Annotated in this window: 14 protein-coding genes and 1 pseudogene; 9 read left to right on the top strand and 6 right to left on the bottom strand. The window is 64.4% G+C overall.

The window, feature by feature from the left end; genetic code table 11:
* The first annotated feature begins 1 nt into the window (after nt 1).
* The 4 genes and pseudogenes from NKH99_RS16570 (at nt 2) to NKH99_RS16555 (ending at nt 3,925) form a co-directional block, all read left to right on the top strand.
* Nucleotides 2-1,060 carry a hemin-degrading factor gene (locus NKH99_RS16570; protein WP_353014732.1) on the top strand — a complete coding sequence of 353 codons (1,059 nt, stop codon included), beginning with the start codon at nt 2-4 and terminating at the stop codon, nt 1,058-1,060.
* Nucleotides 1,061-1,071: 11 nt separating this feature from the next.
* Entirely contained in the window at nt 1,072-1,980 is a 909-nt protein-coding gene (locus NKH99_RS16565; protein ID WP_353014731.1) for a heme/hemin ABC transporter substrate-binding protein, read from the top strand.
* A 5-nt stretch (nt 1,981-1,985) separates the two neighbouring features.
* Nucleotides 1,986-3,078 (top strand): annotated as a pseudogene (locus tag NKH99_RS16560) (FecCD family ABC transporter permease).
* Between the two features lie 10 nt (nt 3,079-3,088).
* Nucleotides 3,089-3,925, top strand: a complete 837-nt coding sequence (locus NKH99_RS16555) for a heme ABC transporter ATP-binding protein (protein WP_353014730.1) — start codon at nt 3,089-3,091, stop codon at nt 3,923-3,925.
* Nucleotides 3,926-4,098: 173 nt separating this feature from the next.
* Here NKH99_RS16555 and rirA read toward each other — a convergent pair whose 3' ends face one another.
* Nucleotides 4,099-4,560 (bottom strand): iron-responsive transcriptional regulator RirA, encoded by a 462-nt coding sequence (gene rirA / locus NKH99_RS16550; protein WP_023676431.1) that lies wholly within the window; start codon nt 4,558-4,560, stop codon nt 4,099-4,101.
* Between the two features lie 191 nt (nt 4,561-4,751).
* Between rirA and NKH99_RS16545 the strand changes: the two genes are divergently transcribed.
* From NKH99_RS16545 to NKH99_RS16535, 3 genes are all read left to right on the top strand, one after another.
* Complete coding sequence (locus tag NKH99_RS16545; protein WP_352500897.1) at nt 4,752-6,056, top strand: DUF445 domain-containing protein; 1,305 nt, start codon at nt 4,752-4,754, stop codon at nt 6,054-6,056.
* 83 nt (nt 6,057-6,139) lie between these two features.
* On the top strand, nt 6,140-6,568 hold the full coding sequence (locus NKH99_RS16540) for a phasin family protein (protein WP_352500896.1): 429 nt from the start codon (nt 6,140-6,142) through the stop codon (nt 6,566-6,568).
* A gap of 138 nt (nt 6,569-6,706) precedes the next feature.
* A complete protein-coding gene (locus tag NKH99_RS16535) occupies nt 6,707-7,204 on the top strand; it encodes a MaoC family dehydratase (protein ID WP_023676428.1) in 498 nt (165 codons plus the stop codon).
* A 30-nt stretch (nt 7,205-7,234) separates the two neighbouring features.
* Here NKH99_RS16535 and NKH99_RS16530 read toward each other — a convergent pair whose 3' ends face one another.
* Complete coding sequence (locus tag NKH99_RS16530; protein ID WP_352500895.1) at nt 7,235-8,638, bottom strand: aminotransferase-like domain-containing protein; 1,404 nt, start codon at nt 8,636-8,638, stop codon at nt 7,235-7,237.
* A gap of 104 nt (nt 8,639-8,742) precedes the next feature.
* Here NKH99_RS16530 and NKH99_RS16525 point away from each other — a divergent pair, with 104 nt between their 5' ends.
* Nucleotides 8,743-9,636 carry a DMT family transporter gene (locus NKH99_RS16525; RefSeq protein ID WP_353014729.1) on the top strand — a complete coding sequence of 298 codons (894 nt, stop codon included), beginning with the start codon at nt 8,743-8,745 and terminating at the stop codon, nt 9,634-9,636.
* Nucleotides 9,637-9,679: 43 nt separating this feature from the next.
* Here NKH99_RS16525 and NKH99_RS16520 read toward each other — a convergent pair whose 3' ends face one another.
* On the bottom strand, nt 9,680-11,131 hold the full coding sequence (locus NKH99_RS16520) for an MFS transporter (protein ID WP_502893714.1): 1,452 nt from the start codon (nt 11,129-11,131) through the stop codon (nt 9,680-9,682).
* A 139-nt stretch (nt 11,132-11,270) separates the two neighbouring features.
* Between NKH99_RS16520 and NKH99_RS16515 the strand changes: the two genes are divergently transcribed.
* Nucleotides 11,271-12,164 (top strand): LysR family transcriptional regulator, encoded by an 894-nt coding sequence (locus NKH99_RS16515; RefSeq protein WP_352501099.1) that lies wholly within the window; start codon nt 11,271-11,273, stop codon nt 12,162-12,164.
* Nucleotides 12,165-12,183: 19 nt separating this feature from the next.
* Here NKH99_RS16515 and NKH99_RS16510 read toward each other — a convergent pair whose 3' ends face one another.
* Genes NKH99_RS16510 through NKH99_RS16500 form a run of 3 tightly spaced genes read right to left on the bottom strand, consistent with a single transcriptional unit; the run spans nt 12,184 to nt 14,615 of the window.
* The gene (locus NKH99_RS16510; protein ID WP_352500893.1) at nt 12,184-13,224 is read right to left on the bottom strand and encodes a zinc-dependent alcohol dehydrogenase family protein; all 1,041 of its coding nucleotides are present in this window, start codon (nt 13,222-13,224) and stop codon (nt 12,184-12,186) included.
* 33 nt (nt 13,225-13,257) lie between these two features.
* On the bottom strand, nt 13,258-13,908 hold the full coding sequence (gene maiA / locus NKH99_RS16505; RefSeq protein ID WP_353014728.1) for a maleylacetoacetate isomerase: 651 nt from the start codon (nt 13,906-13,908) through the stop codon (nt 13,258-13,260).
* The gene (locus NKH99_RS16500; RefSeq protein ID WP_352470356.1) at nt 13,905-14,615 is read right to left on the bottom strand and encodes a fumarylacetoacetate hydrolase family protein; all 711 of its coding nucleotides are present in this window, start codon (nt 14,613-14,615) and stop codon (nt 13,905-13,907) included. Before NKH99_RS16500 ends, maiA begins: the two co-directional genes overlap by 4 nt.
* Between the last annotated feature and the right edge of the window lie 79 nt (nt 14,616-14,694).

The following is a 14,694-nucleotide window of genomic DNA, read 5'->3' as shown; positions in this document are numbered from 1 at the left end:
AATGGACCAGCGCGTAAAACCCGCCCCGCACGAGATCCGGCGGGCACGGGCAGACAATCCGAAAATGCGCGAGCGCGACCTCGCCGCCCAGCTCGGTATTTCGGAGGCCGAACTGGTCGCCGCGCATTGCGGCGACTGCGTCGTGCGCGTCGAGCCGCGTGTCAACGACCTTTTGACTGGCCTCGAAGCTGTCGGTGAGGTGATGGCGCTGACCCGCAACGAAAGCGCGGTGCACGAGAAGATCGGCGTCTACGACAAGGTCGTCACCGGTAATCACAATGCCATGGTGCTCGGCGAAAATATCGACCTGCGTATTTTCCCAAAAGTTTGGGCGCACGGCTTTGCCGTGGAAAAGCGCGATGGCGCCGACATCCGCCGCAGCCTGCAGTTCTTCGACACCGCAGGCGAGGCGGTACACAAGGTGCATCTCAGGCCAGCCTCCAACCTCTACGCCTATCAGAAACTGGTGGCCGGGCTGGAATCGCCGAACCAGGAGCCGACGGTGGCGATTTCAGCGGGCACGGCTGACGAGACCGAGACTGCGGACAATTCGGCGAGCATCGACGATCTGCGCGACCGCTGGAGCCGGCTGACCGACGTGCACCAGTTCTTCGGCATGCTGAAGACACTGAAGATCAGCCGCCGACAGGCGGTGCGCATGGTCGGCCAGGACTACGCCTGGCTGGTCGACAAGGATGCAGTGAACGCCATGTTCAACCACGCCGCTGCCGGCGCCATGCCGATCATGTGCTTTGTCGGCAATCGCGGCTGCATCCAGATCCATTCCGGCCCCGTCGCCTCGATCAAGCCGATGGGACCATGGCTCAACGTGCTCGACGAGACCTTCCATCTGCACCTGCGGACCGACCACATCGATGAGGTCTGGGCCGTGCGCAAGCCGACCGGGGACGGCCATGTCACGTCGCTCGAAGTCTATGGCGCCGACGGCAAGATGATCATCCAGTTCTTCGGTAAGCGGCATGAAGGCGAAAGCGAGCGCGACGACTGGCGCTTTCTGGCCGAAAACCTGCCGCGTATCCCAAGCCCGACCGCAGCCTGAGGAAAACGACGATGGTTCTTGTCTCCAGGCTGGCATCGGTCTCCAGGTCGGCGCTTGGTCCTGCGGCCGCCGTTTTCCTGGCCTTCGCCGCGCTGATAACGGCTCAAGCCGCTGAGGGCATCGCGACTTTCGCCGATCGCTCGAGGATCGTGGCTATTGGTGGCTCGATCACCGAGATCGTCTACGCGCTCGGTGAACAGGATCGTCTTGTCGCACGCGATTCGACCAGCCGCTATCCGCAAGCGGCGGTGGAACTGCCGGATATCGGCTACATGCGCCAGCTGTCGCCGGAGGGTGTGCTGTCGGTCAAGCCGTCGGGCATATTGGCCCTGCGCGGCAGCGGACCGAAGGAAGCCGTCGACGTCTTGAAGAAATCAAGCATCCCGTTCATCGAGGTGACCGAGCATTATGATAATCAAGGCATTCTCGAAAAGATCCACATCGTCGGCAAGGCGCTTGGCACCGAGGCCAAGGCCGATGCGCTGGCGGCCCAGATAGACGCCAAGCTGAAGGCAGCCGAAAAGCAGACCGCCTCGATCAAGGAGCGCAGGCGCATCCTGTTCGTGCTGTCGATGCAGGGCGGCAAGCTGCTTGCTGCCGGCAGCGACACCGCCGCCGACGGCATCATCAAGCTTTCGGGCGGCATCAACGCCATCGACGGCTTTGCCGGCTACAAGCAATTGTCGGACGAGGCAGTCATCACCGCCAGGCCCGACGTGATCCTGATGATGAACAACGCCGGGCCGGCCACCGCGGATGACGAATTGTTTTCGAACCCTGCCGTGGCTTCGACGCCGGCGGGTGCCGCCCGCAAGCTGATCCGCATGGACGGCGGCTATCTGCTCGGCTTCGGCCCGCGCACGGCCGACGCCATCCACGACCTCGCCGTCTCGCTCTATGGCGGCCAGGTCACGGATTGAGCGCGATGGCGGATCATTCGATCGCCGGTGCGGCGGGCATCATGGCGACGGCAGCCGAGGGTGATCGTTCGCGGCGCGCCCGCCTTGTCATCGTGCTGCTCTGCGTCGGGTTGACTATCGCCGCGATGTTGTCGCTGACCTCCGGCGCATCCGATGCCTCGGCCATCGGCGTCATGCACGACTGGCTGTTCGGCGCGTTGCCCGGCGACGCGGCATTGAGCGCCCGCGACCGCCTGATCATCCATGACATCCGTCTGCCGCGGGTTGTTCTGGGCGTGCTGATCGGCGCATCGCTTGCAGTCTCCGGTGCCGTCATGCAGGGGTTGTTCCGCAATCCGCTGGCCGACCCCGGCCTGATCGGCGTTTCGGCCGGATCGAGCCTCGGTGCGGTCGCCGTCATCGTGCTTGGCTCGACCATGCTGGCGCCGCTGACTTCGGCGCTCGGCACGATGGCTTTGCCGCTGGCTGCGTTCTGCGGCGGGCTGGCTACGACATTGGGTCGCGACACGGCAAGGCCAGACCTCCGTCGCCACCATGCTGCTCGCCGGCATCGCGCTGGCCGCGCTTGCCATGGCGCTGACCGGCATCCTGATCTTCATGGCCGACGACCGGCAATTGCGCGACCTGACCTTCTGGCAGCTCGGCTCGCTGGGCGGCGCAACCTGGCAGAAGATCGGCTCGGTCGGGCCGGTCATCGTGCTGGCGCTGGCGGCAATGCCGTTCCTGGCGCGCGGCCTCAACGCGCTGGCGCTCGGCGAGGCCACGGCCGGCCATCTCGGCATTCCGGTGCAGCGGCTGAAATACTCCGCGATTGTCGGCGTCTCGGCAGCGGTCGGCGCGTCGGTCGCCGTCAGCGGCGGCATCGGCTTCGTCGGCATCGTCGTGCCGCATTTGCTGCGCCTGCTGATCGGCCCCGACAACCGCTATTTGCTGCCGGCATCGGCACTGCTTGGTGCCGCGCTGCTGCTGTTGGCCGACGCCGTCGCCCGCACCATCGTTGCCCCGGCCGAATTGCCGATCGGCATCGTCACCGCGGTCGCCGGTGCGCCGTTCTTCCTGTGGATCCTGCTGCGCAAGCGCGGCGTCATCGACTTGTGAGACTTTGCCTATGATCGAAGCGCGCGATGTCTCGGTGGCGATTGGCGGCAAGCGCATTGTCGCCAATGTCGATTTCGAGGCGCGGCCCGGCGAAATCGCGGCCATCGTCGGCCCCAACGGTTCGGGCAAGACGACCTTCCTCAGAGCACTGTCCGGCGATCTTGGCTATTCGGGAGAGGTCACCGTCAACGGCCGCAATCTATCGGCGATGAAGCCGGTCGATGCGGCGACGGTCCGTGCGGTGCTGCCGCAGGCGACGACGCTGTCGTTTCCGTTCACCGTGCGTGAGATCGTCAGGCTAGGCCTGGTCGGCGGGCGCTCCGGCGCGTTGCCCGGCGAGGACCGGCGCCTGCCCGAACGGGCGCTGGCTCGCGTCGACCTCGACGGTTTCGCCGGCCGCTTCTACCAGGAGCTGTCCGGCGGCGAACAGCAGCGCGTGCAGCTTGCTCGCGTACTCTGCCAGGTCTGGGCGCCGGTGCTCGACGGCAAGCCGCGCTATTTGTTCCTCGACGAGCCGGTGTCCAGCCTCGACATCAAACACCAGCTGATCATCATGGACATCGCCCGCGATTTCGCCAGACGCGGCGGCGGCGTGGTCGCCATCCTGCACGACCTCAATTTGACGGCGATGTATGCCGACCGGATTTTCGTCATGCATCGCGGCAGGCTCGCCGCTACAGGTTCGCCGCAACAGGTGCTCAGCGACGAGCTGATCGAAAAGGTCTTCGATTGCCGGCTGAAGGTCGGCGTGTTGCCGGCGGCAAACATGCCGTTCGTATTGCCGCAGTCGGGCCTGCAAATGGCGGTTTCCTGCGCTTCCGGCCTTCGCCGGCCGAAGCATTCATGAGAGGTGCGGCAGTTAAGGCTATGGCCGGCGCAGGCCGGTACTCACGTACCCAAACGTACGCTCGGTTCCGGTTCTCGGAACCCACCATTTTGGTCGCTTCGCGCCCGTCTTCGACTCCGGCTCGGCCTGACCTGAATCTCAACAGACCTCACCAATTGAGATGCGACCAAAAATCAGGCGGCCGGCGCCCTTTGCACCAGCATGTCGATGCCGAGCAGGTGCCGCACATTCGGGCGCGCCGCCACCAGATCGGCGATCGTGTAGCGCGACAGCACGGCGAAGAAGGCGTTGAGCGCTTCGCGCAATGCCGAATTCAGCGCGCAGCTGTCAACCAGCGGACATTCGGCGGCGTCGTTCTCGAAGCACTCGGCCATGGCAAAGCTTTCCTCCGTTACCCGCACGACATCGAACAGGCTGATTGATTCGGCCGCGCGGCCGAGCCTGACGCCGCCATTCCTGCCGCGCACCGTTTCGATCAGGCCGTTTTCGACCAGCGGCTGCAGGATCTTGAACAGGAAAAGTTCCGATACCGAATAGGCGGCGGCGATCTCGGGGATGCGGCTCAACCGCTCTGTGTTGGCGGCGCAATACATCAGAATGCGCATGGCGTAGTTGGTCTGACGGGTAAGCCGCATTGTGTCCTCACATAACAGTGGTTGGCGTCAATATGGCCTATAGTTTGGAACAATTCCAGACTGGCGCTGCATAATAGATGAATTCCGGCGTCAAGTTTGCGTGCACGATTGCGCGCACCGGAACCAGCGGCGCGCTTTCTAGGGCAGGCGGCACTAGATAAGTTCGCATACACGATCAGGAGCGGCCCATCATGTCACGACCAGCCCCGGCATTTGCATCCGTCGCGTCCGTCCGGTTCGACGCCGATGCCGACGCCAAGCTTTCGGCGCTCAGGCGCACCAAGTTCGTCGCCGCCGCAGCACTCGCGTTTTGCGTGCTGATCTTCGCGGTGGCGAAATCGCTCGAGAGCCGGCATGCATGGCTGGGCTTCGTCGCCGCTTTCGCCGAGGCGGCGACGATCGGCGGGCTGGCCGACTGGTATGCGGTGGTGGCGCTGTTTCGGCGGCCGCTTGGCCTGCCGATCCCGCATACGGCCATCATCCCGGAAAACCAGAATCGCATCGCCGACAATCTCGGCCGCTTCATCGAGGTGAATTTCCTGGCGCCGGAACCGGTGCGCGAAAAGCTCGCCGAGGTCGACTTTTCCGCGCTGGTCGCGGACTGGCTGGCCGACCCGAACCGCGCCGCCGATTTATCGCGCTTCGTCGGCCGGCTGGTGCCGCAGACGCTGGCGGCGGTCGAGCAATCCGGACTGCGCGGCTTCGTCACCAGCCGTATGCTGGAGCAGATCGAAAAGGTGCCGCTGGCGCCGCTCGCCGCCGAGCTGCTGTCGGCGCTGACTGATGATCGTCGCCACCAGAAATTATTCGACGAGTTCACCAAGGTGGTCGGCCGCTTCCTGAGCGACGAGCAGGCGCTGGCGACGATGCGCGAGAAGATCCGCGAGGAACTGCCGTCGCTGTTCAACCTGTTTCGCGCCGACGCCTATCTGTTGAAGAAGATCGTTGCGTCGGCCGGCTCGCTGCTCGATGAGGTGCGCGCCGATCCGCACCACCCGATGCGAGCCGAATTCGACCTTTTCGTCGAAACCTTCGTCGAGCGGTTGAGGACATCCAAACAATATGCCAGGCGCGCCGAAAAGCTGAAGCGCGATTTCCTTGCCCGGCCGGAGCTCAGTGCGCTGGCCGGCGATATGTGGGACAGCCTGCGGCTGTTCATCGAACAGGACGCCAAGGCGCCCAATTCGATGATCCGCGACCATCTCGCCACCATGTTCGTCGAGGTCGGCCGCCATCTTGCCGACGACGCGCAGATCAGGGCCGACATGAACCAGGGCTTCATCGTGGCGCTGGCCTCCTTCGTCGAAAGCCAGAAGAGCGGCGTGTCGAAGTTCATCGCCGACCAGGTCAAGCGCTGGGACCTCGCGCAACTGACAAGGCTTATCGAAATGAACATCGGCAAGGACCTGCAATATATCCGCTTCAACGGCATGATCATCGGTGGCCTTGCCGGCCTCGTGCTCTACACTGCCGAACGGCTGTTTCTTGTCGGCTGACTCGTCCGAATGGACCGCTGAGCTTCGCTGCACTATCTTCCGTGCAGTGGCGGCGTTGGCGGCAACAGGGGGAGAGAACCAGCATGGCAAAACGACCGGAGTCCGAGTCCTTCATCGACATATTCGGCAAGTTCGGCCGCGACCTGAAGCTGCCGAATGTCGATGTCGAGGCGATCCTCGCCCACCACGCCAGGAACTTGGAAGCGCTGGAGAAGTCGGCACGGGCGAGTGCCGCCGGAGCGTCGGCGCTGTTGTCAAGGCAACGCGAGATGCTGCAGGACACACTGCGCGAAATCACCGACATGGCACAAAGCTACAGAGCGCCCGGCAATCCGCAGGAAATGATGCAGAAGCAGGCGGCGTTCGCCAGGAAATCCTTCGAGACCGCGCTGAAGAATGCCGGCGAGATGACCGAACTGGCGAGGGCGTCCGGCACCGAATCGATCGAAATCCTGCGCAGCCGCATCAAGGAGGCGATGGAGGAGATCCGCGCCGGCCACGACAAGAGGTAAGCTGTTCCCCGGCAGCACGCTTGCCGGCGGCGAAGACCGGCGGTTCGCGGCCGAAGATTATGGGCTGGAATCGCACTGGCGAATTGACAGGGGCGGCCCGTCGTGGTCCGGAACAGGCAAGCGATCGGGAAAGCAGGAATGACGCAGATACGGCCGAGGACGCCGCCGACCTTCGAGCAACTCAGGGCGATGGCCGGGCAGGAGTTGGGCGTTTCGGACTGGACGCTGGTCGATCAGCACCGCATCGACCAGTTTGCCGAATGCACGGGCGATCATCAATGGATCCATGTCGATCCCGAGCGGGCGAAGCGGCAAAGCCCGTTCCGCACCACGATCGCGCATGGCTATCTGACTCTGTCCATCATCGGCGCGCTGGCGCTCGAGATGGGGATCGTACCCGAAAACACGCAGGCCGCGTTCAACTACGGTTTCGACAAAGTGCGCTTCGTGGCGCCGGTCAGGGTCGGCTCGCGAATCAGGCTGCGCACCACGCTGTTGTCGATGGAAGACAAAGGTCCGGGGCAATATCTGATGAAGGCCGCCAATACGGTCGAGATCGAAGGCGAGCAGAGGCCGGCGCTGACCGCCGAGACGCTCGTCATGCTTTATGCACGCCGCAAGCGGGCAGGGGCCTGAGAGTTCAGCCTCAGTTTTGCGGCAGCGCAATCAACGCGACATCGCCTGTTCAAGCGCCCTGAAAACCCGGTCGTCTCCCGATTGGGCGACGTTGAAGCGCATGTAACGGCTGGCCGACCGGGACAGGCTGAACGCATTGCCGGGCGCGAGCACGACGTTGGCCGACAGGGCATGGCGGGCGACATCCGCGGCATCTATCCCCTCCGGCAGCCTGCACCACAGAAACATGCCGGCCGGCTGATCTATCCATGGCACGATGCCGATCGCCCTCAGGCGGGTGCTGGTTTCCTCCATTGCGCGCGAAAGCCGCGCGCGCAGCAGGTCCACGTGCTTGCGATAGAGGCCATCCTTCAGCAGCGTCAGTACCAGTTCGGATGCAAGCCGACCGCTGCCGAACGACGTGGCGATCTTGAGATCGGTCAATCCTTCCATCCAGTCGCGAGGAGCGGCGATGAAGCCGCAGCGCACCGATGCCGACAGCGTCTTGGAAAAGCTTCCGATGTGGATGACCCGGCTGAGGCCGTCGAAGGCAGCCAGCCGGGGCGCGGGCGTGTGTTCGAAATCGGCGAAGATATCGTCCTCGATGATGGTCAGCCCTGACTGGTCGGCGAGCTTCAGCACCCGATGGGCAACGACCGGGGACAATATGGCGCCGGTCGGATTGTGGAGCGCCGAATTGGTGATGTAGAGGCGCGGCCGATGCTCGTTCAGTGCCTGCGCGAACAGCTCGATGTCCGGACCCGAGCGCGTGTAGGGGACGCTGATCACCTTGGCCCGATGGGCGCGCAACAGGGCATGGAAGTTGAAGTAGCAGGGATCGTCGACCAACACCGTGTCACCCGGTTCGAGCAGGAACCGGCACAGCAGGTCGATCGCCTGAGTGCCCGATTCCGCCAGCATGATCTGGTCCGGGGAGGCTTCGATACCGTGCTCGGCCATGCGCCGCGCCAGCAGATGGCGTAGCGCCGGCAAGCCGAGCGGCGTGCCGTAATCGGTCAGCGCTGCGTCGTCGGCGCGGGCCATCGTCCGCAGCGCGCGACGCAATCCGGCCTCGGGCATCCATGACGCCGGCAACCAGCCGCAACCCGGTTTCAGGACGCCGTCGCCGGCTTCCAGCGATTGGCGCGAGACCCAGAGCGGGTCGACAGCACGGTCAAGCCTGGGGCCGATCTCGGCCAGTGACAGCGGAGCCAGCGGTCCGGCGGCATAGAAACCCGAGCCTGGCCGCGAGCGGATCATGCCTTCCGCCGCCAGACGCTCATAGGCTTCGACCACGGTGGATTTGGAAACCTGCATGGCCTTGGCGAACGCCCGGATCGAAGGCAGCCGCGTTCCCGGTGTGAGGCTGCGCGCGGCGATCCTGTGCCTGATCGTCGCCATGACGCTTTCGACAAGCGTTCGGCTGCGCTCATCTGTTGTCGTCTGCTCATCCATCCGTACTGCTCGCCCTACCATAACGGTTTTGTCAAACTGTACCTGATTGTCTCTGGCGGAGCCATACGCCCGGCCCGATAGAGGGCGAAATCAGCGGGGCATCAATGAACAAGGCGGCGAGTCGTTGGGCGGCGAGTAGTTGGGCGGCGAGTGGCTGGGTTAACGGGTTCATAGGCGTGCTGATCTTCAGCGGTTCGCTTCCGGCGACGCGCGTGGCGGTGATGGATTTCGATCCGGTGTTCGTAACGGTCGCCCGTGCGGCTTCGGCGGGCATCCTCGGCCTGGCGCTGCTGCTCATTTTTCGTCAGAAGCGTCCGGAGCGGCGAGATCTGTTCCCGCTGGCGATCGTGGCGCTTGGCGTCGTGGTCGGCTTTCCCCTGCTGACGGCGCTGGCGCTCAAGCACATCACGTCGGCTCACTCCATCATTTTCGTCGGCCTGTTGCCGTTGGCGACCGCGATCTTCGGTGTGGTTCGAGGCGGTGATCGCCCGAAGCCGGCGTTCTGGCTGTTCTCGTGCCTCGGCAGCGCCCTTGTTGCCGGTTTCGCAGTCACCCAAGGCCTGTCGGTCTCGCCGCTCGGCGACATCTTGATGCTGGCCGCCATCATCGTGTGTGGATTGGGCTATGCCGAAGGAGCGGCGCTGTCGCGCAAACTCGGCGGTTGGCAGGTGATTTCGTGGGCGCTGGTGCTGTCGCTGCCCCTCATGCTGGCGCTGACGTTCATCACTTTGCCGCCGTCGCTCGAAAGTGCCGGCAGGGGCGCCTGGATCGGCTTGGCCTATGTTTCGCTGTTCAGCATGCTGATCGGTTTCGTGTTCTGGTATCGCGGCCTGGCGCAAGGCGGCATCGCCGCCGTCGGGCAGTTGCAACTGCTGCAGCCCTTCTTCGGCCTCGGGCTGGCGGCAGCGCTGCTGCATGAGCAGGTCAGTCCCGCCATGATCGCCGTCGCCGCCGCCGTCGTACTTTGCGTCGTCGGTGCCAAGAGATATGCGAGATAGGTGCGCCAGTTGCCGGAGTTGCATGCGAACCGGGTGGAAACCCTCAAGGATGCTTGGCAACGATATCAGTTCGCCCGGCCGTGGCGCGGGCTGAAAATACCGCAAGGATCAGCGCCATCAGCACCAGGCCCGTCGCCACCTGGAAAGTGACCTGCATCCCTCGTGCCGCTGCCGCAGGTGCCAACACTGCCAAGCCAGTGCCTTCCCCAGCCGATGCGAAGGCGAACACCGCGCCCATCACCGACGCACCGGTGATCAGGCCGAGATTGCGCGACAGATTGAGCAGGCCGGAGACGACGCCACGCTGGTCGGATGCGACGCCCGTCATCACGGCCGAATTGTTGGAGGTCTGAAACAGGCTGTAGCCGGTGCAGACGATGATGATTGGCAAGACATAGCCGGCAATACCGAATTCCGCCCGCGACAGAGCAAAGGTGCCAATAGCGAGATCGAACAGGCCGACGATCATCATCCGGTTCGCCCCGAAACGATCGACCAGGCGTCCGGCCGGCAGCGCCGCCAATGCGGTAATCAGAGGGCCGGTCGACAGAACCAGCCCGACCATGGCCGCGTCTAGCCCAAGCGCGCGCGACAGATAGAATGGTGCGACCACCAGCGTCGCCATCATCACCGTGGCGACGATCAGGTTCATGGCGAGGCTTGCGTTCAACGCCTGGTCGCGGAACCTCGCAGGCTGGATCAAAGGGTTCTGGACCCTTGTCTGCGCAATGACAAACAGCAGGCCAGCCACGGTGGCGGCAATCAGCAAGCCGACATTGAGAGAACCAAAACTGCCACGCCCAAGGGTCATGGCGAGCGCATAGGCGGCTAGCGTCAGCGCGAGCAAAGCCGTGCCGATCCCGTCGAAACCGCGCCGACCTGGCGTCTTTTTTCCGGCCGGCAGGAAGCGCCAGGCAAGCGCAAAGGCCAGCATCCCCAATGGCAGATTGATGAGGAAGATCGCGCGCCAGCCGAGGCCGGCGATCAACAGTCCGCCAAGCGAGGGGCCAAGCGTGGTGCCGATCGCCGACATGGCGCCGAGCAGGCCCATGGCGCTGCCGGTTTTATCCCGGGGAACCGTGTCGGCGACAAAGGCCAGCGTCAGAGCCATCATAATGGCCGCGCCGAGCCCCTGTGCCGCCCGAGCGGCAATCAGCAGCCAGAGCGTCGGCGCGAGCCCGCAAAGCACCGATGCAAACGTGAACAGGGCAATGCCGCCGAGCAACAGCGGTCGGCGGCCGAATACGTCGGCGAGCCGCCCGACGCTGACGATCAAGGTAGTAATGGCGAGCAGATAGGCCAGGACGACCCATTGCACGAGCTGGAACGATGCGCCGAATGCCTGCATCAGCGATGGCAGCCCGACGCTGGCGATGCTGGTGGCGAGCGACGACAGCAGCGTTGAAAGCGACAGGCTTGCCAATGCCCATCGGGTCGAGCGTGCGCCGCTCACCGGGGCAACTTCGTCCCAGATCTTTTCAGCGGTCGATGCCAAGGTGAACTCCTTTGCCGGCAGCCCCCAATCGGAGCTGTCGGACGCTATTCCCTCGCATGATGTGGCGGAAGGCGCAGTATTTGCATCTTATTCGTGCATGAAACGCCACATCGCGGCCGAGCTGTGCTACGGTCCTTCCATGTCGTCACCCGATCTCAATCTGCTTGTCGCCCTCGATGTGCTGCTGAGCGAGGGCAGTGTGGCGCGCGCGGCCGGGCGGCTGCGCCTCAGTCCCTCGGCGATGAGCCGGACGTTGGCGCGGTTGCGCCAGGCGACAGGCGACCCATTGTTGGTCCGGGCCGGCCGTGGCCTGGTTGCGACGCCGCGCGCGCTCGAATTGCAGCAACAGGTAGGCCGCGTCGTTCAGGATGCGGAAGCGCTGCTGCGCCCGGCCAAGCTCCTCGACCTCTCTGCTCTCGACAAGGTCTTCACGCTGCGCGCCAACGAAAGTTTCGTCGAGGAGTTCGCACCGCGTCTTCTGACCCGTGTCGAAGCGGATGCACCTGGCGTGCGGCTGCGTTTTGCGCCGAAATCCGACAAGAACGACATGTCGTTGCGTGACGCGGCGGTTGACCTCGAAATCGGGGTTGCCAGTGAAACGAACCCTGAAATGCGCATTCAGGCGCTGTTTCGCGACCGCTTCATCGGTGCGGTGCGAACGGGTCACAGCCTGGGCGAGGGCCCAATGACGCCGGAACGCTATGCGGCCGGCCGCCACATCAGCGTTTCGCGGCGTGGCCGCGAAAAGGGCCCGATCGACGAGGCCTTGAAACTGCTCGGTCTCCAGCGGACGATCGTGTGCATGGTTTCCAGCTTCTCGGCCACGCTCGCCATGGCGCGCGCCTCCGATCTGATCGCCAGCGTCCCCGAACGGCACACGCTGGGCGCGCGCACGGGCATGTACAGCTTCCCGTTGCCGGTCGATATCGAGGAGGTCACCATTTCGATGCTGTGGCATCCGCGACTCGATGCCGATCCAGCACAACGCTGGCTGCGAGCCTGCGTGCGGGAGGTCTGCGCGTCGTTTCGCTGATCCAGGCTCAGGGCGTGATCTAGAATCTGGTCACCACGCCGATGCCTATGCCTTCGAAGCCGCCCATCGCCATCAATGCGGCCGGCGCCTCTTCGAGGCTGATCTTCTTGCCGACCAGCAGTTCGGGTTTCAGCTTGCCGGTACGGATCATCTCCATCATCGCCTGGTAGCGGAACGCCTGCATGCCGTGGCTGCCGCGGATTTCGAGCTCGAATGCGATCACCTTGTCCATCGGTATCTGCGGCCTGGCATGGTCGCCGAGCATCAGGCCGACCTGCACGTGGCGGCCGCGACGGCGCAGGTTCGCGATCGAGTTGAAAGAGGTTGTGGGGTGGCCGAGCGCGTCCATCGACATATGCGCGCCGCCATTGGTGATCTGCTTGACCGCCTTGACCACGTTCGGCGTCTTTGCCGCGTTGATCGTCGCCACCGCGCCGATCTTTTTGGCAAAGTCCAGCTTCTCGTCCGTGAGGTCGATGGCGACGACATTGGCGCCCATGGCGCTGGCGATCATGATCGCCGACAGGCCGACGCCGCCGCAGCCATGCACGGCCACCCATTCGCCGGGCGTCACCCGGCCCTGATCGACGATGGCGCGGAACGAGGTGACGAAGCGGCAGCCGAGGCTGGCGGCGGTGGCGAATTCCATCTCGTCGGGCAAGCGTACGAGATTGGTGTCGGCATGGTCGATGGCGACATATTCGGCGAACGAACCCCAGGCGCTGAAGCCGGGCTGGAACTGATGTTCGCAGACCTGGTGGTTGCCCGAGGTGCATTCGAAGCAGCGGCCGCAGCCGACGGCAAACGGCACAGTGACGCGCTCGCCGCCCTTCCAGCGGGTCACCTGGTTGCCCACCGCGGCCACGACGCCGGCAAGCTCGTGGCCAGGCACATGCGGCAGGCGGATACCGTCGTCGTGCCCCATCCAGCCATGCCAGTCGCTGCGGCAGAGGCCGGTGGCCTCAACCTTGATGACGACGCCTTCCGGGGCCGGCGTCGGATCCGGCACGGTCTGGATCGTCGGCGCCTCGCCGAATTTTTCGAAGACGACGGCTTTCATCGGCTGTTCCTCATGACTTCTGCGATTTGCGGTCTATTCGGCATCGATCTGGTTCTCAGGCGCGGCCTTCTGGAACGCCGGCAGCGCCGTGCAGGCGGCATTGATGCGCGAGATTGTCGGGTAGGGCGTCATGTCGACGCCGAAGCGGGCATTGCTGGTGACCTGTGCGACCAGGCAGATGTCGGCCAGCCCCGGCGTGTCGCCATGGCAGAATGTCTTGGTCTCGGGCGAGGAAGCCAGAATCTTTTCAAGCGGCTGGAAGCCTTCGTTGACCCAGTGCCGGAACCAGTTGACGACATCCTGGTCGCCGGCGCCGAACAGTGTGCGCAGCGAGGTCAGCACGCGCAGATTGTTCACCGGATGGATGTCGCAGCCGATCATCTGCGCCAGCATCCTGACGCGGGCGCGGCCAGGCGCATCCGTGGGCAGCAGCGGTGGCTCAGGCGTGGTCTCGTCGAGATATTCGATGATCGCCAGCGATTGCGTCAGTAGCCTGCCGTCGTCCAGGACCAGTGCCGGCACCAGCCCTTGCGGATTGACCGCGAGGTAGGCGGGTTCGAGATGCTCGCCGTGGCGCAAATGATGCGGCACGTAGTCGTAGGACAGGCCCTTCATCTCCAGCGCGATCCGCACCCGGTAAGAGGTCGAGGAGCGGTAGTAGTTATGGAGGACGATGTCGCTCATCGGATCGGTTGGCCGATGGTCAGTTCGATTTCGCCGATGCCGTCGACGCCACCGGTGATCTTTTCGCCCGGCCCGACGGCGCCGACGCCAGCCGGTGTTCCGGTGAAGATCAGGTCGCCGGGCTTAAGCTCTAGCGCCTCGCTGCAAATCGAGACGATGTCGGGAACCGGCCAGATCAGTTCGGCGAGGTCGCCGTCCTGCCTGATCTCGCCGTCGACCGCGAGCCAGATGCGGCCCTTGTCGGGATGACCGGATTTTTGCGCCGGAACCAGCGGGCCGCAGGGCGCTGAACGGTCGAAGGCTTTCGACCAGTCCCACGGCCTTGCCGCCTTTTTTGCCTCGTCCTGAAGGTCGCGGCGAGTCAGGTCGACGCCGACGCCGTAGCCCCAGACATGGTCCAGCGCGCGCTCGCGCCGGATGCGGAAGCCGGCTCCGCCGATCGCGACGACCAGCTCGATTTCGTGATGCAGGTTTTGGGTCAGCGGCGGGTAGGGGATAATCGTGCCCGAACCGACCGCCGCATCGACCACTGCGTCGCCTGGCTTGGTGAAGAAGAAGGGCGGGTCGCGCTCGTCATTGCCGAGCTCGCGGGCATGAGCGGCGTAGTTGCGGCCGACGCAGAAGATCCGGCGCACGGCAAAACGCTCCGGCGAGCCGGCCACGGCCACCGACGGGGTTGCGGGCAGGGGAAGGACGAAGTCTGTCATGCACTGTCTCAGTTCAGTGGATATGTCGCCGGCACATTCGGCCGATTTGGGCAAACGGGCAAGGCATTGGATGGCGGAA

The sequence above is a fragment of the Mesorhizobium sp. M0854 genome, from assembly GCF_040319815.1.
Lineage (GTDB): Bacteria > Pseudomonadota > Alphaproteobacteria > Rhizobiales > Rhizobiaceae > Mesorhizobium.
The sequence above is the reverse complement of the archived record's forward strand: the minus strand, read 5'-3'. Positions and strand labels throughout refer to the sequence as shown.

Coding starts and splice junctions, on each gene's coding strand:
- NKH99_RS16525 (WP_353014729.1), top strand. CDS start 8,743: ATGAACAAGGCGGCGAGTCGTTGGGCGGCGAGTAGTTGGGCGGCGAGT.
- NKH99_RS16530 (WP_352500895.1), bottom strand. CDS start 8,638: ATGGATGAGCAGACGACAACAGATGAGCGCAGCCGAACGCTTGTCGAA.
- NKH99_RS16540 (WP_352500896.1), top strand. CDS start 6,140: ATGGCAAAACGACCGGAGTCCGAGTCCTTCATCGACATATTCGGCAAG.
- NKH99_RS16545 (WP_352500897.1), top strand. CDS start 4,752: ATGTCACGACCAGCCCCGGCATTTGCATCCGTCGCGTCCGTCCGGTTC.
- NKH99_RS16555 (WP_353014730.1), top strand. CDS start 3,089: ATGATCGAAGCGCGCGATGTCTCGGTGGCGATTGGCGGCAAGCGCATT.
- NKH99_RS16510 (WP_352500893.1), bottom strand. CDS start 13,224: ATGAAAGCCGTCGTCTTCGAAAAATTCGGCGAGGCGCCGACGATCCAG.
- NKH99_RS16565 (WP_353014731.1), top strand. CDS start 1,072: ATGGTTCTTGTCTCCAGGCTGGCATCGGTCTCCAGGTCGGCGCTTGGT.
- rirA (WP_023676431.1), bottom strand. CDS start 4,560: ATGCGGCTTACCCGTCAGACCAACTACGCCATGCGCATTCTGATGTAT.
- NKH99_RS16535 (WP_023676428.1), top strand. CDS start 6,707: ATGACGCAGATACGGCCGAGGACGCCGCCGACCTTCGAGCAACTCAGG.
- NKH99_RS16500 (WP_352470356.1), bottom strand. CDS start 14,615: ATGACAGACTTCGTCCTTCCCCTGCCCGCAACCCCGTCGGTGGCCGTG.
- NKH99_RS16515 (WP_352501099.1), top strand. CDS start 11,271: ATGTCGTCACCCGATCTCAATCTGCTTGTCGCCCTCGATGTGCTGCTG.
- NKH99_RS16570 (WP_353014732.1), top strand. CDS start 2: ATGGACCAGCGCGTAAAACCCGCCCCGCACGAGATCCGGCGGGCACGG.
- maiA (WP_353014728.1), bottom strand. CDS start 13,908: ATGAGCGACATCGTCCTCCATAACTACTACCGCTCCTCGACCTCTTAC.